24 protein-coding genes are annotated in these 25,236 nt (G+C 64.8%); 15 read left to right on the top strand and 9 right to left on the bottom strand.

The window, feature by feature from the left end; genetic code table 11:
• Positions 1 to 115: 115 nt before the first annotated feature.
• The 5 genes from gspK to gspG are packed head-to-tail and all read right to left on the bottom strand — an operon-like array spanning position 116 to position 3,152.
• Positions 116 to 1,210, bottom strand: coding sequence for a type II secretion system minor pseudopilin GspK (gene gspK, locus AC1DHL_RS11665; RefSeq protein ID WP_478162074.1), 1,095 nt, complete (start codon positions 1,208 to 1,210; stop codon positions 116 to 118).
• Entirely contained in the window at positions 1,207 to 1,854 is a 648-nt protein-coding gene (locus tag AC1DHL_RS11660; protein WP_478098644.1) for a PulJ/GspJ family protein, read from the bottom strand. The genes gspK and AC1DHL_RS11660 overlap by 4 nt, the downstream gene beginning before the upstream one ends.
• On the bottom strand, positions 1,854 to 2,240 hold the full coding sequence (gspI, locus tag AC1DHL_RS11655; protein ID WP_478098642.1) for a type II secretion system minor pseudopilin GspI: 387 nt from the start codon (positions 2,238 to 2,240) through the stop codon (positions 1,854 to 1,856). Before gspI ends, AC1DHL_RS11660 begins: the two co-directional genes overlap by 1 nt.
• Positions 2,237 to 2,737, bottom strand: coding sequence for a prepilin-type N-terminal cleavage/methylation domain-containing protein (locus tag AC1DHL_RS11650; RefSeq protein ID WP_478162073.1), 501 nt, complete (start codon positions 2,735 to 2,737; stop codon positions 2,237 to 2,239). Before AC1DHL_RS11650 ends, gspI begins: the two co-directional genes overlap by 4 nt.
• On the bottom strand, positions 2,712 to 3,152 hold the full coding sequence (gspG, locus tag AC1DHL_RS11645; RefSeq protein WP_478162072.1) for a type II secretion system major pseudopilin GspG: 441 nt from the start codon (positions 3,150 to 3,152) through the stop codon (positions 2,712 to 2,714). The genes AC1DHL_RS11650 and gspG overlap by 26 nt, the downstream gene beginning before the upstream one ends.
• 63 nt (positions 3,153 to 3,215) lie before the next feature.
• On the opposite strand from gspG, the gene AC1DHL_RS11640 reads away from it, so the two are divergent.
• The gene (locus AC1DHL_RS11640) at positions 3,216 to 3,764 is read left to right on the top strand and encodes a type II secretion system protein N (protein WP_478098636.1); all 549 of its coding nucleotides are present in this window, start codon (positions 3,216 to 3,218) and stop codon (positions 3,762 to 3,764) included.
• 12 nt (positions 3,765 to 3,776) lie between these two features.
• On the opposite strand, the gene ilvA is transcribed toward AC1DHL_RS11640, so the two are convergent.
• Positions 3,777 to 5,339: a threonine ammonia-lyase, biosynthetic gene (gene ilvA / locus AC1DHL_RS11635; protein ID WP_478162071.1), complete on the bottom strand. Its 1,563-nt coding sequence runs from the start codon at positions 5,337 to 5,339 to the stop codon at positions 3,777 to 3,779.
• Between the two features lie 286 nt (positions 5,340 to 5,625).
• Here ilvA and AC1DHL_RS11630 point away from each other — a divergent pair, with 286 nt between their 5' ends.
• The gene (locus AC1DHL_RS11630; RefSeq protein ID WP_478098632.1) at positions 5,626 to 6,075 is read left to right on the top strand and encodes an OsmC family protein; all 450 of its coding nucleotides are present in this window, start codon (positions 5,626 to 5,628) and stop codon (positions 6,073 to 6,075) included.
• Between the two features lie 19 nt (positions 6,076 to 6,094).
• On the opposite strand, the gene coq7 is transcribed toward AC1DHL_RS11630, so the two are convergent.
• The gene (coq7, locus tag AC1DHL_RS11625; protein WP_478162070.1) at positions 6,095 to 6,724 is read right to left on the bottom strand and encodes a 2-polyprenyl-3-methyl-6-methoxy-1,4-benzoquinone monooxygenase; all 630 of its coding nucleotides are present in this window, start codon (positions 6,722 to 6,724) and stop codon (positions 6,095 to 6,097) included.
• A 282-nt stretch (positions 6,725 to 7,006) separates the two neighbouring features.
• Here coq7 and AC1DHL_RS11620 point away from each other — a divergent pair, with 282 nt between their 5' ends.
• The 7 genes from AC1DHL_RS11620 (at position 7,007) to AC1DHL_RS11590 (ending at position 15,280) form a co-directional block, all read left to right on the top strand.
• Complete coding sequence (locus AC1DHL_RS11620; protein ID WP_478162069.1) at positions 7,007 to 8,299, top strand: porin; 1,293 nt, start codon at positions 7,007 to 7,009, stop codon at positions 8,297 to 8,299.
• 173 nt (positions 8,300 to 8,472) lie between these two features.
• Positions 8,473 to 9,453, top strand: coding sequence for an ABC transporter permease (locus tag AC1DHL_RS11615; protein WP_478162068.1), 981 nt, complete (start codon positions 8,473 to 8,475; stop codon positions 9,451 to 9,453).
• The gene (locus tag AC1DHL_RS11610) at positions 9,454 to 10,707 is read left to right on the top strand and encodes a M20 aminoacylase family protein (RefSeq protein WP_478162067.1); all 1,254 of its coding nucleotides are present in this window, start codon (positions 9,454 to 9,456) and stop codon (positions 10,705 to 10,707) included.
• Positions 10,708 to 10,735: 28 nt separating this feature from the next.
• Complete coding sequence (locus tag AC1DHL_RS11605) at positions 10,736 to 12,331, top strand: ABC transporter substrate-binding protein (protein ID WP_478162066.1); 1,596 nt, start codon at positions 10,736 to 10,738, stop codon at positions 12,329 to 12,331.
• A gap of 59 nt (positions 12,332 to 12,390) precedes the next feature.
• On the top strand, positions 12,391 to 13,302 hold the full coding sequence (locus AC1DHL_RS11600) for an ABC transporter permease (RefSeq protein WP_478098620.1): 912 nt from the start codon (positions 12,391 to 12,393) through the stop codon (positions 13,300 to 13,302).
• A complete protein-coding gene (locus AC1DHL_RS11595; RefSeq protein WP_478162065.1) occupies positions 13,299 to 14,291 on the top strand; it encodes an ABC transporter ATP-binding protein in 993 nt (330 codons plus the stop codon). Before AC1DHL_RS11600 ends, AC1DHL_RS11595 begins: the two co-directional genes overlap by 4 nt.
• A complete protein-coding gene (locus AC1DHL_RS11590) occupies positions 14,288 to 15,280 on the top strand; it encodes an ABC transporter ATP-binding protein (RefSeq protein ID WP_478098616.1) in 993 nt (330 codons plus the stop codon). Before AC1DHL_RS11595 ends, AC1DHL_RS11590 begins: the two co-directional genes overlap by 4 nt.
• A gap of 4 nt (positions 15,281 to 15,284) precedes the next feature.
• Here AC1DHL_RS11590 and zwf read toward each other — a convergent pair whose 3' ends face one another.
• On the bottom strand, positions 15,285 to 16,754 hold the full coding sequence (zwf, locus tag AC1DHL_RS11585) for a glucose-6-phosphate dehydrogenase (RefSeq protein WP_478162064.1): 1,470 nt from the start codon (positions 16,752 to 16,754) through the stop codon (positions 15,285 to 15,287).
• A gap of 140 nt (positions 16,755 to 16,894) precedes the next feature.
• Here zwf and AC1DHL_RS11580 point away from each other — a divergent pair, with 140 nt between their 5' ends.
• From AC1DHL_RS11580 to AC1DHL_RS11565, 4 genes are read left to right on the top strand one after another with little or no spacing between them, the layout of a single operon-like run.
• A complete protein-coding gene (locus AC1DHL_RS11580) occupies positions 16,895 to 17,917 on the top strand; it encodes an ABC transporter substrate-binding protein (RefSeq protein ID WP_478162063.1) in 1,023 nt (340 codons plus the stop codon).
• A gap of 43 nt (positions 17,918 to 17,960) precedes the next feature.
• A complete protein-coding gene (locus tag AC1DHL_RS11575) occupies positions 17,961 to 20,144 on the top strand; it encodes an ABC transporter permease (protein ID WP_478162097.1) in 2,184 nt (727 codons plus the stop codon).
• A 24-nt stretch (positions 20,145 to 20,168) separates the two neighbouring features.
• On the top strand, positions 20,169 to 21,215 hold the full coding sequence (locus AC1DHL_RS11570; RefSeq protein ID WP_478162062.1) for an ABC transporter ATP-binding protein: 1,047 nt from the start codon (positions 20,169 to 20,171) through the stop codon (positions 21,213 to 21,215).
• Positions 21,212 to 21,883, top strand: coding sequence for an HAD family hydrolase (locus tag AC1DHL_RS11565; RefSeq protein ID WP_478162061.1), 672 nt, complete (start codon positions 21,212 to 21,214; stop codon positions 21,881 to 21,883). Before AC1DHL_RS11570 ends, AC1DHL_RS11565 begins: the two co-directional genes overlap by 4 nt.
• Here the strand turns inward: AC1DHL_RS11565 and AC1DHL_RS11560 are convergent.
• Complete coding sequence (locus AC1DHL_RS11560) at positions 21,829 to 22,497, bottom strand: lipocalin family protein (RefSeq protein ID WP_478162060.1); 669 nt, start codon at positions 22,495 to 22,497, stop codon at positions 21,829 to 21,831. The genes AC1DHL_RS11565 and AC1DHL_RS11560 overlap by 55 nt on opposite strands.
• 150 nt (positions 22,498 to 22,647) lie before the next feature.
• Between AC1DHL_RS11560 and tal the strand changes: the two genes are divergently transcribed.
• Both tal and pgi read left to right on the top strand, forming a co-directional pair.
• On the top strand, positions 22,648 to 23,598 hold the full coding sequence (tal, locus tag AC1DHL_RS11555) for a transaldolase (RefSeq protein ID WP_478098604.1): 951 nt from the start codon (positions 22,648 to 22,650) through the stop codon (positions 23,596 to 23,598).
• Positions 23,595 to 25,151, top strand: a complete 1,557-nt coding sequence (gene pgi / locus AC1DHL_RS11550; RefSeq protein ID WP_478162059.1) for a glucose-6-phosphate isomerase — start codon at positions 23,595 to 23,597, stop codon at positions 25,149 to 25,151. Before tal ends, pgi begins: the two co-directional genes overlap by 4 nt.
• Positions 25,152 to 25,236 lie beyond the last annotated feature (85 nt).

Genomic DNA, 25,236 nt, shown 5'->3' with positions numbered 1-25,236 from the left:
GCCGTCATTGTAGGAGTGAGGCCACAGTGGTTGCTACAGAATTGATAGCGACTTGCCGAGATGCTACGGGCGTTGCGCTTATTTGTGACCCAAAAGACTGACAAACGCAAAAGCTTCAGGATTTGGATGGGGGCAACGTGGCGCCTGCGCCACGTTCGCGCCACACGATGCGGACGTCGAGGTTGTCGCGCCGCAGCAAGGTTTGTTCCTCGACCCAGGCGTTATCGAGGCGCAGGCGGGCATGCACTTCGAAATAGTTGGTAGCAACGGTGTGGTCAGCGTCGGTGAACTGCGTCGAGCTTTCCTGGACAAGCAGGTTCGCGTCGGCTATGGACTTGAAGTACTTTCGCGCCCGAGCTTCAACCAGCCTCTTGGCGCCCGCAAGGTCCAGCTTGGACACGCTTGCATAGATGGCCTCCGCGCTGGCGGTATTCAGGTTGAGCTTCGTGGTCGTCGGCAGCACCGTGACATAGGGTTCCAGCGCCGCCGCCGTGGAAGGTGACAGCCCGAGCCAGACCAGTTGGGCGGTGTGCTGGGGCATGAGGGGCCCAGTGGTCGCCGTGCTGGTGTCGGTGGTTGTCACAGGCGTTGTTGTCGTGGGTGTCGTCGTTGTCGTGTTGGCGGTGGTACCGGTGGATCCGGCAGTGTTGGATGTCGCATCGGTGACGGTACCGGTGTTGCTGGTCGGCACGGCGGCCGCGGCTGGCAGGGCGCGTTGCAGGTTGCTGGTCAGTGTCGCGACCTCCGATTCCGGGAGGCCCAGCAACGCGAACAGTTTTTTGAACGCATCAACGGCGGAAGTCACCGGCTTGCCGCCTTGGACCAGATTCATCACGTTGAGCTTGGATTGGGCGTCAATGATCTGTCCCGAAAGATAGGCGTCCGGCAGCCCTTCGAGTTGGTCGCTCGAGACGTTCTTGTCGCCAGCCAGGAAGCTCGCCAGCTTGGCTTCGGCCAGCGGAATAGCCCAGGGCTCGGCCAGGTAATCGGCGCCGGTATTGGCGCGCGAATCTTCCCGCAGGATCAGGCGTGACCAGTCGAGTGCGCCGATCAGCACCCAGCTCGCTTGCATCCGCGCGCGCTCGGCGCCCTCGACCTCGGTGGCACGCCATTGCTGCCAGAGCGCGCCCACGGCAAACGTCGCGACGAGCGTGACGGTCAGCATGGCCGTCAGCAACGCCGCGCCGAGTTGGGTTCGCCTCTGCTTCATGTCTTGGGCACCGTCACGGAAGGGCGCACCCAGTCGCGGGTGATCAGACCCGCAAGCGACGCGCCTTGCGGAAGACCGATCACCAGTCGAACGCCGTCAGGCAGCGGGGTGGTCGTCCCCAGGGTTTCGGCGCTGACCGCAGGCCCCCAGATGTCATTGCGGAAGTAGGAAACCTGCCAGTCGGTCAGCGGCATCAGATCGACCTGGGCATCGCCCGCCTGGCTGCCGCCGCCTTGCGCCCAGGCGGAAGCGCGGTCCCAGGCTTGCTGCCATTCGTCATGGGTGGCGAAGCCGGGAGACTGCCAGCGACTCCAGTGTGTGCCGGTGGCGGCATCGGTGCGCACCGTCCAGGCCACGACGTAGACCGAAGGCACGGAGGCGTCGGTGCTGCGTCGGGTGAGGCGCAGCACGCGGCCATCCCAGTCCATGGCGGGCGTTCGCAACAGGGCCACGGTGGCGTCGAGGTCGGCGCTCCATTGAGACAGCGTGGTCTGCAGCGTCAGCACGGCGTCGCCGCGTTCGCGGTTGATGGCCTGCGACCGGGCCATGCCATCCAGCCCGCGCCAGCTCATGATCGCGAGCAGCGCCATGACGGAGATCGCCACGAGGAGCTCGATGAGGGTGAAGCCGCGCGATGTCCGCATCAGTAGCGTCCCACGACGGTGGAGATCCCCAGCACGGGCGCATCGTCGGCGTCGCGCACTTGCACGTCCACGCGACGGAAGTTGGGGTTCAGCGTTGCCGTGGTCGAGACAGTCACGCCAAAGACCACATTGGCCTGCGTACAGGTCAAGCCGGCATCGCCGATGGCAGGCATCTGCTTGGCGAGGCGCGCCTTGATGAGCTCGTTCTCTGCGCAGATCTGGGCCAGCATCACGTCGGACTGGCGTTGCGCATTGCGGGTCAGCGCCATCGTCGCCTGGGTGCCGGCCATCAGCGCAATGGCGACGATGCCCAGGGCGACGAGCACCTCGATCAGCGTGAAGCCGGCCTGGCGCAGCCGGACATGGGCGGGGCGCTGGTGCTTCATGGCGAAATCACCGCGAAGGGCCGCAGGCCGTCGGTGCCGATGAGCAGGCTGCGGCTGGGCGGCCCCTCGGAGGTGATCAGCACCTGTTGCGCAGCGATGATCGGGTCCGGACCCAACTGCAGTGCCGCGACGGGCGCGCCCGCAGCCATTGGCTGCGCCGTGATGCCGTCGGAAAGCCATGCCGTGGGAAGCGATCCTGTCGGCAGGCCATCGAAGATGAAGTTGCCGGGGCCCTCCGGCATTGGGCGCCATCGCACGACGACGCCGCTTGCGCGCGATTGCGCGCGGGCGGATTCGAGCAAGGCGGCGAGCCTGACGGCTTCGCGGTCTAGCGTTGCCTGGCTGGAATCCCGTATCGCAAACCCGACGCCCGCCGTCGCCAGCGCGATGATCGAGATGACCACCAGCAGTTCGAGGAGCGTGAAGCCGCCTGTCCCGCTGCGAGTCTCGTGGGGATGACGGCAGCGGTGCCTACTGCCAGCTGCCGATGTCGGCATTCTTGCCTTCGCCGCCGGGCTGGCCGTCAGCGCCGAGCGAAAGCACATCGATTTCGCCCTTCACGCCCGGGTTCAGATACTGGTAGGGGTGCCCCCAGGGATCGTTGGGCAACTTGTCGATATACGGCTTCCAGTTGGGTGCGGCGGGACCGGCGGTCGGGCGGGCGACGAGTGCCTGCAAGCCCTGCTCGCCCGTCGGATAGCGCTGGTTGTCGAGCCGGTAGAGCTTGAGCGCCTGCATCAGGTTATTGATGTCGGTCTTGGCGGCGGTCACGCGGGCGTCGTCGGCGCGTTCGATGACGTTCGGCACGATCAACGCGGCGAGCACGCCGATGATGACCAGCACGACCATCAGTTCGATCAGCGTGAAGCCGCGCTGGATGGAGCGCGAAAGGGAGCGGTGGGAAAGGGGCATGGAGGAGTTGAACGCGTCGGAGTGGCGGCGATTGCCGCATCCGCTGAATGATAATCCGCCTCCATGTCAGTTCCTTACGCACCCGCCCGATGGCCCGTGGCCGTCACGACGACAGGTCTCTGGGCGCTCGCGGCGGCGAGCATCGTGTTCTGGGGACTGCGCCTGGCCGCGCCGGCGGACGCTATCGCCCCGCCCGCCGTGACCAAGGCACAGGCGGACCCGGATCCCGCCGCGGTGGCGCAAATGCTGGGCGCCGTTTCGGCGCAGACTGCGGCTGTCGTCACGCCTGAAGCGGCGAGCCGCTTTTCGCTGCTCGGCGTGGTGGCCGATGCCGACAAGCAGGGTGCCGCGCTCATCGCGGTTGACGGCAAGCCGCCTCGCCCCTTCAAGGTGGGGGCCACGGTTGCGGAAGGCTACGTCTTGCAGTCGGTCAGCACCCGTGCCGCGTCGCTCGGCGCCAGTGTCGACACATCGCCTGCACTGACGCTGCAACTGCCGACGCGTCCGCTGGCTGTCATGACGCCGCCAGTGATTTCTGCGCCAACAACAGCCGCTCCAACCACTGCGCCGGCTCCGCCACGCCCTCTGACGCCACTGGCGCCGCGGCGCTGAGCGCGCAGGCCGTCAGGCCTGCAAGAACAACCGATACGCGGGATTGCTGGTCTCTTCGACAAAGGGGTAGCCGAGTGCCTGCAGGAATTCGTCGAAGGCCGCGGTGTCGGCCGCAGGCACCTGAAGTCCTACCAGGATGCGACCATAGTCGGCGCCCTGGTTGCGGTAGTGAAAAAGGCTGATGTTCCAGTTCGGCCGCAACAGGCTCAGGAACTTCAGCAGCGCGCCCGGGCGTTCCGGAAACACGAAGCGCAGCAGGCGTTCTTCGTGCGCCAGCCCGGTGCGGCCGCCCACCATGTGGCGAATGTGCTCCTTGGCGAGCTCGTCGTGCGTGAGGTCGATGGCGCCGAAGCCGTGCGCCACGAAAGTGTCCGCAATGGTCTTCGATTCGCCCCGCGTCGTCGTGGTCAGGCCGACAAAGACATGGGCTTCCTTTGCATCGCTGATGCGGTAGTTGAACTCCGTCACGTTGCGCGAGGCGCCCGGCAACTGGCCGACCAGTTCGCAGAAGCGCCGGAAGCTGCCGCGCTCCTCGGGGATCGTCACCGCGAAAAGTGCCTCGCGCTCTTCACCCACCTCGGCGCGCTCGGCGACGAAGCGCAGCCGGTCGAAATTCATGTTGGCGCCGCACAGGATGGCGGCATAGGTTTCGCCGCGCGTGCCGCGCTCCTCGACGTACTGCTTGATCGCGGCCACCGCGAGCGCGCCTGCGGGCTCGACGATGCTGCGCGTGTCGATGAAGACGTCCTTGATCGCAGCACAAACAGCGTCCGTGTCGACCGCGATGAATTCATCCACCAGGCCGGACGCCAGGCGGAACGTTTCCTCGCCGACCAGCTTGACCGCGGTGCCGTCGGAGAACAGGCCCACATCGGGAAGTGCAACGCGCTCGTGGGCGGCGACCGACTGGATCATGGCGTCCGAATCGTTCATCTGCACACCGATGACCTTGATCTCGGGGCGCAATGCCTTGATGTAGCTCGCCACGCCGGCGACGAGCCCGCCACCGCCGATGGCGACGAACACCGCATGCAGCGGCCCCTGATGCTGGCGCAGGATCTCCATCGCGATGGTGCCCTGGCCGGCGATCACGTCGGGGTCGTCGAAGGGGTGCACGAAGGTCAGGCCGTGCACTTTCTGCTGCTCGAGGGCGTATACGTAGGCATCGGAATAGCTGTCGCCGTGCAAATGCACCTCGCCACCGAGGGCGCGCACTGCGTCGATCTTGAGTTGGGGCGTGGTCACCGGCATCACGACCACCGCGCGCGTGCCGAGCTTGCGGGCGCCCAAGGCCACGCCCTGCGCGTGATTGCCGGCGGAAGCGCAAATCACGCCGTTGGCGAGCTGTTCTGGGCTCAGGTGCGCCATCTTGTTGTAGGCGCCCCGCAGCTTGAAGCTGAAAACGGGCTGCTGGTCCTCACGCTTGAGCAGCACGGTATTGCCGAGCCTCGCGCTGAGCGCGCGCGCCGGTTCAAGGGCCGATTCGACTGCAACGTCGTAGACGCGCGCGGTCAGGATCCTCTTGAGGTAGTCGGCAGGGGTGAGTGTGGCGGCGGCTGGCGTGGTCGTGGACATAGGGCCGCGATCATAGGCCCGTCGCTGCAGCGGCTCCAGGGACTGGCAACACCCAAGAGCAACACCCAAGAAAAAAGCCCCGAGCCTTGCGACTCGGGGCTAAATCCACCAATTGGGAGGGTGGAGGAGACAACCGGTGCACACGGGTTCGTGTGCGATGAAATAAAGTATATCGACTGTTTGTTGCATTGCAACAAGCCCGTGGCGCTTTTCGAACATAAATTCACGCTGATGAGAGTTTTTGTCTCTCGCCGCATGGAACGAACTTGAATATGGAGTCGGCAAGATGGAATGCACAGTAAGTTGGACCGGCAATACCGGCGCCCGATCGGCGATGGGCTTCGTCGCAGAGACCGGGACCGGCCATGTCCTGATGATGGACGGCGCCCCCGACGCCGCGAAACCCGAAAACGGCGGCCAGAACCTCGCGGCTCGACCCATGGAGACCCTGCTGGCCGGTACCGGCGGTTGTACCGCCTATGACGTCGTGCTGATCCTGAAGCGCGGCCGGCACCAGGTCGAGCGCTGCAGCGTCAAGCTGACCAGCGAACGCGCCGAGAAGGATCCCAAGGTCTTCACGAAAATTCACATGCACTTCACCGTGGCGGGCAAAGGCATCCCTGCCGCCGCAGTCGAGCGGGCGATCGCACTGAGTCACGACACCTATTGTTCGGCCAGCGTCATGCTGGGGAAGACAGCCGAAATCACGACCAGTTTCGATCTGATCGATCTCTGAGTGCCAAGCCTGCGCCCGCTCAGATGCGGTGCGCGACCGTCGTCATGACACGTGCCGCAGCACGCATCAGTGCCTTGGCCGGCGGCGGCAATTCCTTGGCACCGGCGCTCCACGCTTGCGAGGCGTGGCGCGCTTCATCCAACTTCATCTGATTGATCACCGCTCTCGATGCCGTGTCGCCCGCCGGCAGTCGGTCGAGGTGGCCATCAAGATGCGCTTCGACCTGGCGCTCGGTTTCGGCCACGAAGCCGAGGCTCAGTGCGTCGCCAAGACGCCCCGCGACCAGGCCCAGGCCAAAGGCGCCGAAATACCACAGCGGATTCAACATCGAAGGGCGAGCGCCCAGGTCGTCGAGTCGCTGTTGCGTCCAGGCGAGGTGATCGGTTTCTTCGCGCGCCGCGTCGCTGAAATGCACGCGTAGTGCGGCATCACGGGTCACGGTGGCCTGCGCCGTGTAAAGCGCCTGTGCGCAAACCTCTCCCACGTGGTTGACGCGCATCAGCGCGCCCGCCTCGCGCCGTTCAGCGTCGTTCAAGGAACTCGAAGGTGTGTCGGGCGAAGGGGTGGGCCGTGTCGCGTGCGGTTTGGCAAACAGGGTACGCAGCGCCGCGTCTGCTACCCCCACAACGGCGTCGAGCGATCGGTTCATGAGGCGATTTGAACCGATCTACGGAAAGTAACAAACGCAGCGACTTAGGTTTCACATCGTGGTGACGTAGGGGTCGGCCGACCTTTGTTGCAGCAGTGCAACGAAACGCCGGACCCGGCTGGTTTTTCGGGCGAATTGTTTTGCCCTGACGGATCGGCTCTGGTGCAATAGCGACAACTTCCCAAAAGGAGGTTGGCCCGGGGTCCGGTGGGAGCACAAAAGTGCCAGTCACGGTGAGCCCTTCGCACCGGAGCCCTATGTTTAACCTTGGAGAAACTTGCAATGAAAAAATCTCTAGTTGCCCTGGCTGCTCTGGCTGTCGCCGGTGTTGCCTCGGCTCAGTCGTCCGTTACGCTGTTCGGCGTGGTTGACGCTGCTGTCAGCAGCTACTCGAATACGTCGGAACTCCCGTTGACGGGCACCAGCATCAAGACGAGCCGCACCGCCCTGACCAATTCGGGCTACAACTCCAGCCGTCTGGGTTTCCGCGGTACGGAAGATCTGGGTGGCGGTCTCGCAGCCAGCTTCTGGCTCGAAGCTGCTCTGGGCAACGACGACGGCACCGCTGGCGCCGGCACCAACAACTTCACGACCGGTAGCAACCAGTTCTTCAACCGTCGTTCGACGGTGAGCCTGTCGGGTGCTTTCGGTGAAGTCCGCCTCGGCCGTGACTACGTCCCGACCTTCTGGAACGACACCGTGTTCGATCCGTTCGGCACCAACGGCGCTGGTACCAACCTGATCTCGACGGCCAGCGGCTTCGGTCCTGGCGCACCCAGCGGCTTCACCGCCAACACCACCTACGTGCGTGCCAACAACTCGGTCGGCTACTTCCTGCCGCCGAACCTGGGTGGTTTCTACGGTCAGGTGATGTACGCCATGAACGAGAACACCAGCTACAACCCGGGTGGCCTGACCCCTCCGGGCGCAGCAGCGTTCATTGCTAACCCGACCGCTCCTGGTACCAATGGCCGCGCTGGCCGTTACATCGGTGGTCGCGTCGGCTACGCCAACGGCCCGCTGGATGTCGCTCTCGCTTACGGCCAAAGCACCGTTGCTTCGAACTACTTCGCTGGCACCACGCAAAACCTCGACATCTGGAACCTCGGCGCATCGTGGGACTTCGGTGTCGTGAAGCTGTTCGGTGAATACTCGAACAACACGCTCAAGAACGACAGCTCGTCTGGCTTCGTCAACGGCGTGACCAACCCGTTCGCATTCGGCAACCCGGGCGCCAATGGCGGCCTCATCGGTGTGACCGTGCCGGTCGGCCCTGGCCTGATCCGCGCTTCGTACTCGACGGTGAAGTACAACAACACCAGCAACCTGAACCAACTGACGGGTCTGTTCTCGGATCCGAAGGCTGACAAGTGGGCCCTGGGTTACGTGCACAACCTGTCGAAGCGTACGGCTCTGTACGCAACGGTCGGCTACGTGAACAACAAGGATGGCGCTGCTCTGATCGTCGGCGGCCCTGCCTTCTACACGACCCCGGTCACCGTCAATGGCGTGCCACTCACGCCCGTGGCGCAACACTCGATCGGTTACGACTTCGGTATCCGTCACGCTTTCTGATCTGACGCTGGCGCAAGCCAGCTTCAATGGGAAGTCTTGAAAGCCACCCGGCGAAAGTCGGGTGGCTTTTTTCATGGCGCAAACCGTGGCGAACACAGGGCACGAACCCCGGGGAACTCCCGCATGGGCATGTACTTTGCTCTGCTAGCATCGATGAACATTTCATCTGCTGAATGATCGCTTTCATACTGCGCCGGTTGATTCAGGCCGTGATCGTCATGGTCGCGGTTGCCTTCATCGCCTTCCTCCTTTTCCAGTACGTCGGCGATCCCGTCGTGTTCCTGCTCGGACAAGACGCGAAGCCCCAGCAGATCCGTGAACTGCGCGCTGCCCTGGGGCTCGACCAGCCCTTTTTCGTGCAGTTCTGGCACTTCCTCGTCAATGCGGCACAGGGCGAATTCGGGCTCAGTCTTCGTCAAGGCGCGAAGGTGTCCCGCCTGATCGCGGAGCGCTTTCCGGCAACGCTCGAACTGTCGATGGTCGCCGCCATCCTGGCACTGGCGATCGGCATCCCGATGGGTGTCTACGCGGCGCTGCGGCGCGGCTCCTTCATGAGCCAGTTGTTCATGATGATCTCGCTGCTGGGCGTCTCCCTGCCCACCTTCCTGATCGGCATCCTGCTGATCCTCGTCTTCGCGGTGTTGCTCGGCTGGCTCCCGAGTTTCGGGCGCGGCGAGACCGTGCGGCTCGGCTGGTGGAGCACCGGCCTCCTGAAGAGCGACGGCTGGGTTCACATCGTGCTGCCCGCCGCAACACTCGCCATCTTTCAACTCACGCTGATCATGCGTCTCGTGCGTGCGGAGATGCTCGAGGTGCTGCGCACCGACTACATCAAGTTCGCGCGTGCACGCGGCCTCTCGGACCGATCGATCCATTTCGGACACGCACTCAAGAACACATTGGTGCCCGTGATGACCATCACGGGGCTTCAACTGGGCGGACTCATCGCCTTCTCGATCATCACGGAGTCCGTCTTTCAATGGCCCGGTATGGGCCTGCTCTTCATCCAGGCGGTGACCTTCGCCGACATCCCGGTCATGGCGGCCTATCTCTGCCTGATCGCCCTCATCTTCGTCGTCATCAATCTCGTGGTCGATCTGCTCTACTTCGTGGTCGATCCGCGTCTGCGTGTCGGCAATGCTGGAGCACACTGAATGACTGAGCTACGTCTGCAAGCGGCCGGAAGAGCGTTCGCGCACATCGCGCGCTTCTATCCCGAAATCACCGCGTTCCGACGCGATCTGCACGCGCATCCCGAACTCGGCTTCGAGGAGGTCTACACCTCCGGCCGCGTGGCCGAAGCCCTGCGGGCCTGCGGTGTCGACGAGATACATGCCGGTATCGGCAAGACTGGTGTGGTGGGCGTCATTCGCGGCAACTCGACCACCAGCGGCCGCATGATCGGCTTGCGCGCCGACATGGATGCATTGCCGATGTGCGAAGACAACGAATTCGCATGGCGATCGTCCAAGAACGGACTGATGCACGGCTGCGGGCACGACGGCCACACCGCGATGCTCGTCGGCGCGGCGCGCTATCTTGCGGAAACGCGGAACTTCGATGGCACCGCGGTGCTGATCTTTCAGCCGGGCGAGGAAGGTTTCGCCGGCGCGCGCGTGATGATCGAGGACGGTCTCTTCGATCGCTTCCCGGTTGGATCGGTGTATGCGATGCACAACTGGCCGGGGTTGCCTGCCGGCACCGTGGGCATCAATCGCGGCGCGATGATGGCCGCGGCGGATCGCATCACGATCGAGGTCACAGGCAAGGGCGGGCATGGCGCGCATGCCTATCTGACCGTCGATCCGGTAGTGGTCTCCGCGCACATCATCACGGCGGTGCAGAGCATCGTGTCGCGCAATGTTCGACCCATCGATGCCGCCGTGATCAGCATCTGCGCGGTGAATGCAGGCGATCTCGGCGCGATGAGCGTCGTGCCCGGCAAGGCCACGCTCGTGGGCACGGTGCGGACCTTCAGCTCGCGGGTGCAGGAGCAGGTGGAGCAGCGGCTCACCGAACTGTGCAGTGCCGTCGCCGCGGGCTTCGGGGCCACAGCGCACGTCAAGTTCGAGCGCATCTATCCCGCGACCATCAACACCGCGCCGGAAGCGCAGTTCGCGGGTGACGTCGCGCAATCGCTGGTCGGCGCGCACAACGTCGAGCGCAACATGGAGCCCAGCATGGGCGCCGAGGACTTCTCCTTCATGCTGCAGAAAAAGGCAGGCGCCTATCTGCGCATCGGGCAGGACGCCAGGGGCGGCGCCTTCCTGCACAACAGCCGATACGACTTCAATGACGAGATCCTGCCGCTCGGTGCCGCTTTGCATGCGGGATTGATCGAACAGGGCATGCCGCTGGCCGCTGCGGCCGGTCAACCCAGAAGCAAGATGGCCCAGACGGCCTCTTGAACCTTTCCAACCCCGAGGAGTGCTTCTCATGAGTCTGAAGAAAAACGTTGTCGCGGCGGCGATCCTGTCCGTGCTGACAGCCACGAGTCTGGTGGCCGGTGCTCAAACCATCCGCATCGCCAACCAGGGGGATGCACTCTCCCTCGACCCGCACTCGCTCAATGAGTCGCTGCAGCTGAGCGTCACCGCCAATGCCTACGAGCCGCTCGTGGGTCGCAACAAGGACCTGAGCCTCGCGCCCTTGCTCGCCACGAGCTGGAAGCAGACCTCGCCGAACGTCTGGCGCTTCGAATTGCGCAAGGGCGTGCAGTTCCATGACGGCACGCCGTTCACTGCCGACGACGTCGTGTTCACCTTCGCGCGCGCCAAGGGCGACGGCTCCGACATGAAGGCCACGCTGAGCGACATCAAGGAGGTGCGCAAGGTCGGCGACTACGCGATCGAGATCGAGACCAACGGACCATTCCCGATCCTGCCCGACGTGATCACGCTGACCATGATCATGAGCAAGAAATGGTGCGAGGAGAACGGCGCCGCCAAGCCGGTCGACAAACGCAAGGGCATCGAGAACACCGCTTCCTTCAAGGCCAACGGCACGGGTCCCTACCGCGTGCGCGAGCGCCAGCCCGATGTGCGAACCGTGTTCGTTCGCAATCCCACCTACTGGGGCAAGATCGAGGGCAACGCGCAGGAGATCATCTTCACGCCGATCGCCAATCCGGCAACACGCGTTGCTGCGCTGATCTCCGGCGAAGTCGACGTGATGGAGCCGGTGCCGGTGCAGGACATCGCTCGCATCAACGCGAGCCCCAATGCACGCGTCATCACCGGACCTGAAATGCGCACCATCTTCCTGGGCATGGACCAGAAGCGTGACGAGTTGCTCTACTCCAGCGTCAAGGGCAAGAACCCGTTCAAGGACAAGCGCGTGCGCCAGGCCTTCTACCAGGCCATCGACATCGCGGGCATCCAGCGCACGGTGATGCGCGGCGCCTCGCGGCCGACGGCGCTCCTGGTCGGCCCCGGCGTCAACGGCTGGACGGCGGAGCAGGACAAGCGCCTGCCTTACGACGTCGACGCCGCCAAGAAGCTGCTTGCCGATGCGGGCTATCCCAACGGCTTCGAGGTGTCGATGAACTGCCCGAACGACCGCTACGTCAACGACGCGCAGATCTGCCAGAGCGTTGCCGCCGGGCTCGCTCGCATCGGCGTGAAGATCAACCTCATCGCCGAGACCAAGGGCAGCTATTTCCCGAAGGTCCTGCGCCGCGACACCAGCTTCTACATGCTGGGGTGGACGCCCACCACCTATGACGCGCACAACGCGCTCAGTTCGCTGACGGCCTGTCCGGACGACAAGGGCGCGGGCCAGTTCAACCTCGGCGCCTATTGCAATCCGAAGCTGGACGAGATCACCAAGAAGATCCAGTCCGAAACCGACAAGACCAAGCGCAACGAACTGATCAAGGAAGCCTTCAAGATCCATGCGGACGACATCGGCCACCTGCCGCTGCATCAGCAGTCGCTGGCCTGGGGCGTGAGCAAGAAGGTCGAGCTCACGCAGCTCGCCGACAACTTCATGTTCTTCAAGTGGATGAGCATCAAGGCGCAGCAGCAACCCTGAGCGCCTGACGATCCCGTGCCTGGGGCCCGCCGCGGCGGGCCCCGCTTTCACTTTCCACGATGAACAAGAGAATCGCCAGCTGGCTCGACAGCGATGTCGGCCACAGCTTTCGCAGCTCGCCTGTCGCGATGTTCGCGGCCCTGATCGCCTTCGCCTGTGTCTTCTGCGCGGTGTTCGCCAACTGGGTGTCGCCGCACGATCCGTTCAACCTCGCGGTGCTCGAACTCGGAGACGCGCGCCTGCCGCCGGCCTGGGCCGCGGAGGGCACGCGCAAGTACTTGCTCGGCACCGACGACCAGGGGCGCGACATCCTCTCGGCGGTGATGTTCGGCGCGCGCATTTCGCTCGTGGTCGGCCTGGTGTCGGTGGTGCTCTCGATGCTGGTCGGCGTGGTGCTGGGACTGCTCGCGGGTTTCTTCGGCGGCTGGCTCGATGCCTTCCTGATGCGACTTTGCGACGTGATGCTGTCGTTCCCGCCGATCCTGATCGCACTGCTGATTGCGGGCATCGGCCGCGCGCTGTTTCCCGATGCGCATGGGTCGCTCGCCTTCGGCGTGCTCATCATCTCGATATCGCTCAGTGGCTGGGTGCAGTACGCGCGCACGGTGCGGGGCTCCACGCTGGTCGAGCGCCACAAGGAATACGTGCAGGCCGCGCGCGTCACGGGCGTCGCGCCGCTGCGCATCATGATGCGGCACGTGCTGCCCAACGTGATGGGGCCGGTGATGGTGCTTGCGACGATCCATGTCGCGACCGCGATCATCACGGAGGCCACGCTGTCGTTCCTGGGCGTCGGGGTGCCGCCGACATCTCCTTCGCTGGGCACGTTGATCCGTACCGGCAACGACTTTCTGTTCTCCGGCGAATGGTGGATCACGCTCTTTCCGGGCCTCATGCTGGTGCTCATCGCGCTCAGCGTGAACCTCTTGGGTGACTGGCTCCGCGACGCGCTCAATCCCAAACTTCGATGACTCTCCTGCAAGTCAGCAATCTGGTCGTCGAGTTTCCGCATCGCCGCGGCACGTTGCGGGCCGTCGACGACATTTCCTTCGACATTGCGCCGGGCGAGATCCTCGGCGTGGTGGGCGAATCCGGCGCGGGAAAGTCGCTCACCGGCGCGGCGATCATCGGCTTGCTCGAGCCACCCGGTCGCATCGCGAGCGGCGAAATCCGTCTCGAAGGGCAACGCATCGACAACCTCGGGCACGACGCGATGCGGCACATCCGTGGCCGCAGGATCGGCGCGATCTTTCAGGACCCTTTGACGTCGCTGAATCCGCTCTACACGATCGGGCGTCAACTGACCGAAACCATCCGCACCCACCTGCCTGTGACCCAGCATGAAGCGCGTCGTCGCGCAATCGGGCTGCTGGAGGACACGGGCATTCCGGGCGCGGCGCAGCGCATCGACCACTACCCGCACCAATTCTCGGGCGGGATGCGGCAGCGGGTCGTGATCGCGTTGGCACTCGCTGCGGAGCCCAAGCTGATCGTGGCGGACGAGCCGACCACGGCATTGGATGTGTCGATCCAGGCGCAGATCATCCAGTTGCTCAAGGGCATCTGCAAGGAACGTGGCGCGGCCGTGATGCTGATCACGCACGACATGGGCGTGATCGCCGAGACCTGCGATCGCGTGGCCGTGATGTACGCCGGCCGGATTGCCGAAGTCGGTCCCGTGCAGGAAGTGATCCATCAGCCTGCCCATCCCTACACAAGCGGCCTGATGGCCTCCATTCCCGACATGACGATGGACCGCGAACGCCTCAACCAGATCGACGGCGCCATGCCGCGGCTCAACGCCATTCCTGGCGGCTGCGCCTACAACCCGCGCTGTCCGCGTGTCTTCGATCGTTGCCTCGTCGAAAGGCCGGACTTGATGAACGCGGGCGCTACGCGCGCCGCCTGCTGGCTGCACGCTGCGCACACCGCCTCGCCGGCCTACGGAGCAACCGTATGAGCGCATTGGTGCAGGCGAACGACCTTGCGAAGAGTTTCGATGTCTCGCCACCGTGGCTCAACCGCGTCCTGGAGCGCAAGCCGCGCGTGCTGTTGCGGGCCGTCGATGGTGTGAGCTTCTCGATCGAGCGCGGCAAGACGCTGGCGCTCGTCGGTGAATCCGGATGCGGCAAGAGCACGGTGGCGCGGCTGCTGGTGGGCTTGTACCAGCCGTCGCAGGGCGGCATGCGTTTCGACGGGCAGGACGTGCATGCCATCTACAAGACCCGTGGAGGCCAGGCGCTTCGCCGGCGCATCCAGATGATCTTCCAGGATCCGTACGCGAGCCTCAACCCGCGCTGGATCGTCGAGGACATCGTCGGCGAGCCCCTGCGCGAACACGGCATCCTCAAGGAAGGACCGGGACTGAAGGCGCGCGTCGGTGAACTCCTGCAATCGGTCGGCCTGAGTCCGCTGGACATGGTGAAGTATCCGCACCAGTTCTCCGGCGGGCAGCGCCAACGGATTTCGATTGCACGCGCGCTAGCGACGCAGCCTGAGTTTCTCGTCTGCGACGAGCCGACCTCAGCGCTCGACGTGAGTGTGCAGGCACAGGTGCTCAACATCATGAAGGACCTGCAGCGCGAGCGGGGACTGACCTACCTCTTCATTTCACACAACCTCGCTGTGGTGCGCCATGTGGCCGACCAGGTGGGCGTGATGTATCTGGGGCGCCTGGTCGAAGTCGCCGACAAGCACAAGCTCTTCGATTCACCGCAGCACCCTTACACGCGCATGCTGCTCGATGCGATTCCGCAGATGAAGCACGTGGGCCGATCGCGCACGCCGGTGCAGGGCGAGGTGCCGAACCCGCTCAATCCGCCCTCGGGCTGCACCTTTCATCCGCGCTGCCCGCTCGCCAATGAGCGCTGCAAGAAGGAGCGTCCGCAGTTGCAGACGCTGCGTGGCGTGAAGGTTGCCTGCCACGCGGTAGAGGAAGGAAGATCCTAGCCGCCTACTGTTCTTCGCCCCACGCGTAGCCGTCGCGGGCGATCATCGCGCTGGATGCACTTGGGCCCCAGGTGCCTGCGGCATAGGGGCGGGGCGTTCCATCGGATGACCAGCTGTCGATCAGCGGCTCGACCCAGCGCCATGCTTCTTCCTGCTCGTCGCTGCGCACGAACAGATTGAGCCGGCCGCCGATCACGTCGAGCAGCAGGCGCTCATAGGCGCCCACGCGCTCCGAGCCGAAGCGCTTGTCGAAGTCGAGATCGAGCTGTACGGGCGCGAGCTGAGGTCCGGCATGGCGACTCCCGTTGCGCTGGCGGCTGCCCTGCGCTTGCGCAAGCATGTGCAGCTCCAGGCCGTCCCTGGGCTGCAGATTGATGACAAGCTTGTTCACCGAGTTGGCCGGTGCACGGAAGATCGCATGCGGTGTCGGACGGAAGTTGACCTCGATGCGTGCGTCGCGCGATGCGAGCCGCTTGCCTGTGCGGATGTAGAGCGGCACGCCGGCCCAACGCCAGTTGGCGATCTCGGTGCGCAGCGCAACGAAGGTCTCGGTGCGGCTGTCGGGCTCGACGCCCGGCTCGTCGCGGTAGCCCTGCACGCGCTCGCCGTACGCGGTACCTGCGACGTATTGGCCACGAATCGCATGAAGGCCGATGTCCTCGGCGGTCCAGGGCTTCAGCGCGCGAAGCACCTTGAGCTTTTCGTCGCGGATCGCATCGGCATGCGCATTGATCGGCGGCTCCATGCCAATTGCGCAGACCAGTTGCAGCGCATGGTTCTGCACCATGTCGCGCAGTGCCCCTGTCTGGTCGTAGAAGGCACCTCGCTTCTCCACGCCGAGGTCTTCGGCAATCGTGATCTGGATGTTGGCGATGTACTCGCGCCGCCAGATCGGCTCGAACAGCGCATTGCCGAAACGCATCGCGAACAGGTTCTGAACCGCCGGCTTGCCGAGATAGTGGTCGATCCGAAACACCTGGTGCTCGTTCAGGACCTTGCACACGGCCTGGTTGATGGCGCGATTGGAGGCCAGGTCGTGTCCCAGCGGCTTTTCGAGCACGAGGCGCGTCTGGGGGCCGTTAAGGCCCGCCGCGGCAATCTGCTCGACAGCCTGCGTGAAAAGTGCGGGCGCGGTCGCCAGGTACATCACGACCGTGTCGGCATTTCGTGCCTTCAGAAGTTGTGCGAGCTTCTGGTAGTCCGCGGGCTTCGAAAGGTCCATGCGCAAAAAGTACAGCAGCGAGGCGAACTGCTTGAACTCCTCCGGCGTCGGTCGCTTGGCGCCTTCGACGGCCTCGAAGCGCGATTGGATCAGTTCGCGGTAGCTGTCGTCGCTCAGGTCATCGCGTGCCACGCCGATGATGCGACCGCCCTCGGGCAGGCTGCCGTGCCGGAAGGCCTGGAACAGGGCGGGCATCAGCTTTCGCCATGCGAGGTCACCGGTGCCGCCAAAAAGAACGAGATCGAAACTCATGGATACATACCTGTGCGTTGTAAAGCGCGAGCATGAAGCTTGCTGGGCGAATGGTACTTGTACCGATCCGCCCGTTGATGACTCCGCGATAAGCTGAACGCGGCCCCCCGGGGCCTTTTCTATTTTTGAACGAGGTCAAGATGAAGAAGAAACTCGTGGGCGTTGCCGCCGCGGTGGTCCTGGTGGGTGTGTCGGCCGCCGCCTCGGCGCAGACCGTCAACGTCATTTGTTCGGTCCAGGCCGAATGGTGCAACATGATTGCCACGGTGTACGCGCGCACCACGGGCGTCAAGCTCAACATGTCGCTCAAGGGCTCCGGCGAGGCGCTCGCCCAACTGATCGCCGAGAAAGACAACCCGAAGACCGATGTCTGGTTCGGCGGCACCGGCGACCCGCATCTGCAGGCAGCCGAGATGGGCCTCACGCTCGAATACAAATCTCCGACGCTGCCGCAGCTCTATCCATGGGCGCAGCAGCAGGCCCAGCAATCCGGCTATCGGACGGTCGGCATCTACTCCGGGCCGCTGGGCTTCGGCTACAACACCGAACTCATTCAGAAGAAGAGGCTGGCCGTGCCGCGCAGTTGGGCCGACCTGCTGAAGCCCGAATACAAGGGCGACATCCAGGTGGCCAATCCCGCTTCGAGCGGCACCGCCTACACGATGATCGCCACGCTCGTGCAACTGATGGGCGAAGACAAGGCCTTCGAATACCTCAAGGGCCTGCATCGCAACGTCGGCCAGTACACGCGCTCGGGCACCGGCCCGATCAAGGCGGTGGCCCGCGGCGAGACGGCGGTTTCGATCAGCTTCATCCACGACGCGCCGCAGGAAAAGATGCAGGGCTTCCCGGTCGAGACGACGACGCCCTCGGAAGGCACCGGCGCCGAGATCGGTTCGATGAGCATCGTGAAGGGCGCGCGCAACCTGGAACAGGCGAAGAAGTTCTATGAATGGGCGCTCACGCCGCAGGCGCAGACTTTCGGCGCGGCCGCCAAGCAGTATCAGTTGCCGTCGAACAAGGCGACGGCGGTGGATCCCAATGTGCCGGACTTCAAGAAGATCAAGATGATCAACTACGACTACGCGAAGTACGGCGCCAGCGCCGAGCGCCGGCGACTGATCGCGCGTTGGGAAAAGGACGTCAACTCGCTGCCGCACTAGCGTGTCTTCGATCTCCAAAGGGCGGCGCAGCCCCAACGGACCCATCTGGACATGCATCGCGGCCGGTCTCATCGGCTACGTCGCACTGCCCTGGTATGCGATCCAGGACACGGCCTGGTACGAGGTCATCCCGCAGGTGTTCGGCGAGGGCGAGGGCGCCGATGGCGTGATGCAGGCCGCCTTCCAGGGTCGTAGCTGGCTCCATATCGGGCTCATCGGCTTGGCCTTGTGCGTGTTCGGTGGCCTGCTTCGGGCCGGCCGCGCGCAGGGCCGCCTGTTGCTCGTGGGCGGCGCCGTGGGCGCCGTCGGTCTTGCGCTGAGCGGATTCCTGATCGGCGCCAAAGGCTGGACGCTCCCGATCCTCGAAGCACAGTTTGGTGAGTTGCCCGTCCACCAGTTCGGCATCGGTGCGGGCGGCTTCCTTGCGATCTCGGCGCTCATCCTGCTCGCGGCATTCGGGATTGCGCGCCTGGGCTTCTTCAAGGGCGATCTGTTCGTCTCCGGCGCGGTCATCGCATGCGGCGTGCTGATGGCCCTGTTCATCGCCTATCCGGTGAGCAAGGCGCTCGCGGGTGCCTTTCTCGACGAGGACGGCCGGTGGTCGATGGCAGCGTTCGTTGCCCGCATCGGCACCGAACGGATCTGGGGGTTCGGCTGTCTCGCGGGCGGCGTGCGCTGCGGAGTCGCCTGGAACACGCTGGCGCTGGCTCTGCTCACAGCCGCGGGCACGACCTTCCTCGGCACCTTGATGGCCCTGATGTCCGAGCGCGGCAACCGACGCTGGCAAGCGCCGCTGCGGGTGCTTGCGCTGATGCCCATCGTCACGCCGCCCTTCGTGGTCGGGCTGGGCCTGATCCTGCTGTTCGGCCGTGCCGGCGTGGTGAACCAAGTGCTCGAAAGCAGCTTCGGCATCGAGCCCACGCGGTGGTTCTACGGCATGCCGGGTGTGCTCGTCGCCCAGTTGTTCGCCTTCACGCCGATTGCGTTCATGATCATGCGGGGCGTCGTGCAAGGCGTCTCGCCGAACCTGGAAGAGGCGGCGCTGATGCTTCGGGCGGATCGCCGTCGGGCCTTCTTCACCGTCACGCTGCCCTTGCTCAAGCCGGGGCTTGCGAATGCGTTTCTCGTCGGCTTCATCGAAAGCATCGCCGACTTCGGCAATCCGATCGTGGTGGGCGGCCAGTTCTCGGTGCTATCGACGGACATCTTCTTCGCCATCGTCGGCGCGCAATACGACCAGGGCCGGGCCGCTTCGCTGGCCTGGGTGCTGACGCTTTTCGCGCTGGCGGTGTTCGCGATCCAGCGCGGCGTGCTCGGCAAGCGCAACTACACGACGGTGAGCGGCAAGGGCGACGCCGGCATTGCCATGGCGCTGCCCGACGGCGTTCGGCGCACCATCCTTTGCATCACGCTGCCGTGGATCGCTTTCACCATGGTGGTCTATCTCTTCGCATTCGCGGGCGGTTTCGTGCAGACGTGGGGCCGCGACTACACCTTCACGCTGAATCACTTCAGGACGGCCTTCGCGCTCGAATGGGGGCAGTTCGGCATTGTGTGGGCAGGCACGGCGTGGAATTCGCTGATCACCACGCTCAAGCTCGCCGGCATCTCCGCGCCGCTGACCGCGGGTTTCGGCCTGCTGATCGCATGGCTGCTGGCGCGCAACGAGTTCAAGGGGCAGGGCGTTTTCGAATTCGCGGCGCTGCTCGCCTTCGCCATTCCGGGCACCGTGCTGGGCGTGAGCTACATCCTGGCGTTCAACGTACCACCGCTCGAACTGACGGGCACCGGCCTCATCATCGTGCTGTGCTTCATGTTCCGGAACCTGCCGGTCGGCGTGCGCGCGGGGACGGCGGCCTTCAAGCAAATCGACCGCTCGCTCGACGAGGCTTCGCTGATGCTGCGCGCGTCGACCTCGCAGACGCTTTTCAAGGTCGTGCTGCCCCTGTTGAAACCGGCGCTGGTGGCCGCGCTGGTCTACAGTTTCGTGCGTGCCATGACAACGGTCAGCGCCGTGATCTTCCTGGTGACGGCCGAGAACGAGCTGGCGACGACCTACATCATTGGCCGGGTCGGCAATGGCGACTACGGTGTCGCGCTGGCGTACTGCACGGTGCTGATGATCCTGATGGCGGTTGCCATCGCGTTCGTGCAATGGGTTGTCGGCGAACGCAAGCTGGGACGCCGGCGGGCAGGCGCACCGATCATCGTCGCGGCAGTGCCCTGAGAAGACAAATCCAAGAAAGATTCCATGAGTAACGGCATCGAACTTCGCGACGTCACCAAACGCTATGGCACCGACGCGCGCGCGCCGCTTGCGGTGAAAGGCGTCAGCTTCGATGTACCCGCAGGAACGCTGACCACGATCCTCGGCCCATCCGGCTGCGGCAAGACGACCATCCTGCGCATGATCGCGGGCCTCGAGTCGCCGACTTCGGGCTCGATCTTCATGGGCAGTCGCGATGTCACGGCGCTGGGCCCGGCCGAGCGAAACGTGAGCATGATGTTCCAGAGCTACGCGTTGTTCCCTCACATGAACGTGATCGAGAACGTGAGCTACGGACTGAGGATGAGCGGCGTGCGAAAGAACGAGGCCTCGGCGCGCGCGAGAGAAATGCTCAAGGGCGTGGGGCTGGTCGGTTTCGACGACCGGTTGCCCAGCGAGCTGTCCGGCGGTCAACAGCAGCGCGTGGCGTTGGCGCGCGCGCTCGTTCTGGAGCCCGCCGTGCTGCTCTTCGACGAGCCGCTGTCCAATCTCGATGCGCGACTGCGCCGTGAGATGCGCGAGGAGATCCGCAACCTCCAGCAGCGCCTGAAGCTGACGGTAGCCTACGTCACGCATGACCAGAGCGAGGCGCTGGCCGTCAGCGATCAGATCATCGTGATGGACCACGGCGTGATCGCACAGCGCGGCACGCCCGAACAGCTCTACGGCCACCCCGAAAGCGAATTCGTTGCCGGCTTCATGGGCGAGGCGATGGTGTTTGCCGCGCTGGCGCAACCCGACGGGCGTGTGCAGATGGGCCCGCTGACACTGACCCCTCGACTTGCCGTGCCGCCGGGCATCGTCAAGGTCGCGGTCCGGCCCGAGGCCTGGTACATCGGGGCCGCCGTCGGACTGCCCGCGACGGTGCGCAAGGCCGCCTTCCTGGGCAATTTCTACGAATATGCTTTCGACACCGCGCTCGGCTCGGTGTTCGTCGTTTCCACCGACCTGGCGCACCCCCTGACTGCCGGCGCGGAGACGACGTTGTCCCTGACGAACCACGGCGTCTCCATCGTGCCCGCCACCCTATGACCACGAACGTTGTTTTCGATCTCGGCGCAGTGCTCCTGACCTGGGAGCCGGTCGCGCTGGTGCAGACGCAGCTTGCGCCGCATGCACCCACGGCGGAAGCGGCGCACGCGCTGGCGCGACAGATGTTCCATCACGAGGATTGGCTGGGATTCGATCGCGGCACGCATTCGCTCGACGATGCGATCGGCCGCATGGCGCTGCGGCTCTCGCTGCCCGCCGACCGGCTCAGCGACGTGCTCTCGCCCATGGGCGAAAGGCTGGAGCCGATCGCCGTCACGGTCAATCTTCTCGCGGGGCTGCGTGATCGTCGCGACGCCGGCGAGGACCTGCGCCTCTTCTATCTCTCGAACATGCCCGAGCCCTACGCCCGCGTGCTCGAATACCGCCACGCCTTCTTCCGGTGGTTCGACGGCGGCATTTTTTCGGGCGACGTGAAGGTCATCAAGCCTCAGCGGGAAATCTATGACCTGCTGACGGAGCGATATGGGCTCGCAGCGGCTGACACCACCATCTTCATCGACGATTCGCTTCCCAACGTCCTGGCCGCGCGCGAACTCGGCTGGAAGGCGATCCACTGCCAGCGGCCCAGCGAGCTTCCGGTGCAGTTCGCGGCCTACTTTCCGGTCAACACGACCTTGTCGACGTCGAAGCCCAGTGTGCGGGCGTAGTCGAGTTCGGCCCCAAGCGAGAGTTCGTCGAGCACGGGGGCGCGCGACAGCACCCGGAGGCACTTGCGATCGGGCGTCCCGACCAGGGCCACCTGGTAGTCGCGGTCCAGCTTCAGGATCCAGTAGTCGCCCCACACCATGGGCAGCCAGGCAAGCCAGTCGGGCGCGAAACGCACTTCCAGCCGGCCGGCGCCCGGTTGACCGGTAACGGGCGCCACACGCGCCGAACCGACGGATTCGTCGAAGCTTCCGTCGGCGAGGATGCAGCAGTTGCGTACCTCGACGCTGCCGTCGCCGCGCAAGTTGTATTCGGCGGTGACCGGCCCCGTGCATTGCTTCTCGAACCGATTCTGCAAGCGGGCCTGTTCATGCCACAGGCCTGCGTAACGCTTGAGGTCCACCGGCGCGACCACCTGGAGCGGCGCGCGCATGAGCGGTGCGCCGTCCGGTGGCCCGGCGACCGCTTCGCCGCGCATCGTGCGAGTGGTCGTGAGCGCCAGGAGGGTCAGCGCGCCGCCGACGCAGAAGGCGGTCGCCAGGATACCGATCGACGCGCTCTGAGCGCGGTCGTCGAAGGCGGCTGGCGGCGGGGCGCGACGGGTGCGAATGGCCATGGCTGATCCTTTTGTCTGCAAGGGGGGGAGGCCACACGAAGTGGGCAAGCCTGGGGGTGTGCCATTGCCTCAAGATTAGTTACCGATGGAGCCCCGCCGCGTCAGTCGGGGACCACACGGCCTGTAGTTTTGCAGCGGGATAATGGCCTGATGAACCAACTCGATGCCCTCCGTCAATGGACCACCGTAGTAGCCGATACCGGTGATTTCCGTCAACTGGCCCAGTTCAAGCCGCGCGATGCGACGACCAATCCGTCGTTGATCCTCAAGGCGGTACAGAAGCCCGAATACCGCCCGTTGCTGGACGAGGTGGTCAAGAAGCACGACGGAATGCCGATCGACGAGGTGATCGACCGGCTGCTGGTGAGATTCGGCACCGAGATCCTCTCCATCATTCCCGGGCGCGTCTCGACCGAAGTCGACGCGCGGTTGAGCTTCGATACGAAAGCCTCCATCGCCCGCGCCGAGCGCATCGTCGCGCTCTATCGTGCGGAGGGCGTCGACGTGGAGAAGCGCGTGCTCATCAAGGTCGCCTCGACCTGGGAAGGCATCGAGGCGGCGCGCCAGCTCGAGAAGAAGGGCATCCACTGCAATCTGACGCTCCTGTTCTCGTTCGCGCAGGCCGTGGCGTGCGGGGCGGCCGGGGTCCAGTTGATCTCGCCGTTCGTCGGGCGCATCTACGACTGGTACAAGAAGTCGGCGGGTGGCAAGTGGGACGAGGCGGCCAACGCGGGCGCCAACGACCCGGGCGTCAAGTCCGTGCGGCAGATCTTCGACTACTACAAGAAGCACGGGATCGCGACCGAAGTGATGGGCGCCAGCTTCCGCAACGTCGGTCAGATCGCGGCGCTGGCAGGCTGCGACCTGCTCACCATCAGCCCCGAACTGCTCGGGGAACTGGCTGGCAGCGAAGCCCCGCTCGCGCACGCGCTGGATGCGGATGCGGCAAAGCGCAGCGACATCCCGAAAGTCACCTTCGATGAGCCCGCCTTCCGCTTTGCCCTGAACGAAGACGCGATGGCCACCGAAAAGCTCGCCGAAGGCATCCGCGCCTTCGCGGCGGACGCGGTGAAGCTGGAAAAACTCATGGAGACCTCATGACGCGCATTCGTGGTGATCGAACGGCCGCCTGGGCCAAGCTCCAGGCGCATTACGACGCGAACGGGAAGGGGTTCGACCTGCGTCGCGCCTTTGCTGCCGACCCAAAGCGTTTCGAGACCCTGAGCCAGTCGGCGCCCTGCGTCTTCGCCGATCTCTCCAAGAACCTGATCGACGCGCGCACCGAAGATCTTCTTCTGGCGCTTGCGCGCGAGACGGGCCTGGAGGCGCATCGTGACGCGATGTTCGCCGGCGAGCACATCAACGCCACCGAAAACCGGGCGGTGCTTCACACCCTGCTCCGCAGGCCCGCGTCGGCGCCTCCGCCCGCCAACCTGTCCACCGCCTTCAACGATGTGCAGACCACGTTGACGGCGATGCTCGCCTACGCCGAGTCGGTCCGCGCCGACCACACGATCACCGACGTGGTCAACATCGGGATCGGCGGCTCGGACCTCGGGCCGCAGATGGCCGTGCTGGCACTCGACGCCGACGTGGCGCCGGGCAAGCGTTTTCATTTCGTCTCGAACGTTGACGGCCATGAACTTGCTGGCGTGCTGCGAGGCCTGGCGCCCGAGCACACACTGTTCCTGATCGCATCGAAGACCTTCACCACGGCCGAGACGATGGCGAACGCCCGATCGGCCAAGCGGTGGTTCGAACAGTCCGGCAGCGTCGACATCGCGCGCCATTTCGCGGCACTCACCACCAATGTCGAGGCGGCGCGCGAATTCGGGATCGAGACCACTTTCGGATTCTGGGACTGGGTCGGCGGGCGCTATTCGCTGTGGTCGGCGATCGGGCTGCCCATTGCATTGGCGATCGGCGCCGACGGATTCCGCAGCATGTTGGCCGGCGCGCACGCGATGGACGAGCACTTCCGCACGGCACCGCTGGCGCAAAACCTGCCGGTGCGGCTCGGCCTGCTCGACGTCTGGTACCGGAATTTCCATTGCTTCACCAGCCGCGGCATCGCGCCGTACCACAGCGCACTCAAGCGCCTGCCGGCCTATCTGCAGCAGCTCGAGATGGAGAGCAACGGCAAGCAGGTGGACATGGAGGGCAAGCCGGTGTCATTCGGCACGTCGCCCGTGCTCTGGGGCGAGCCGGGCACCAACGGGCAGCACGCCTATTTCCAGATGCTGCACCAGGGCACGGACGTCATTCCGCTGGAGTTCCTTGCCGTGCGCGACGCGGCGCACGACCTCGAAGGGCATCATCCCAAGCTGCTCGCTAACGCGCTCGCGCAGGCGCAGGCGCTCATGGTCGGCCAGAGCGACGCGGGCGGCCACAAGAACTTCCCCGGCAATCGGCCGAGCAGTTTCTTCGTGCTCGACACGCTGACGCCCGAGTCGCTCGGTGCCTTCCTGGCGCTCTACGAGCATCGCGTGTTCACCAGCGGGTCGGTCTGGGGCATCAACAGCTTCGACCAATGGGGCGTTGAGCTCGGCAAGGTCCTGGCGAAGGACATCGAACCGCGCCTGGCCTCCGGCAATGTCCAGGGGCTGGATGCTTCCACGGCCGGCCTCCTCGGGAGATTGCGCCAGGGCCCCTGACGTTCATGCCGTCATCGGCATTGACGGCCTGCTCGATATGATGGCTGCGGGGTTTTCCCGTGGGAATCAACAAAGAGGAGTCGTC

It is taken from the genome of Variovorax sp. 10L426 (assembly GCF_056395305.1).
The sequence above is the reverse complement of the archived record's forward strand: the minus strand, read 5'-3'. Positions and strand labels throughout refer to the sequence as shown.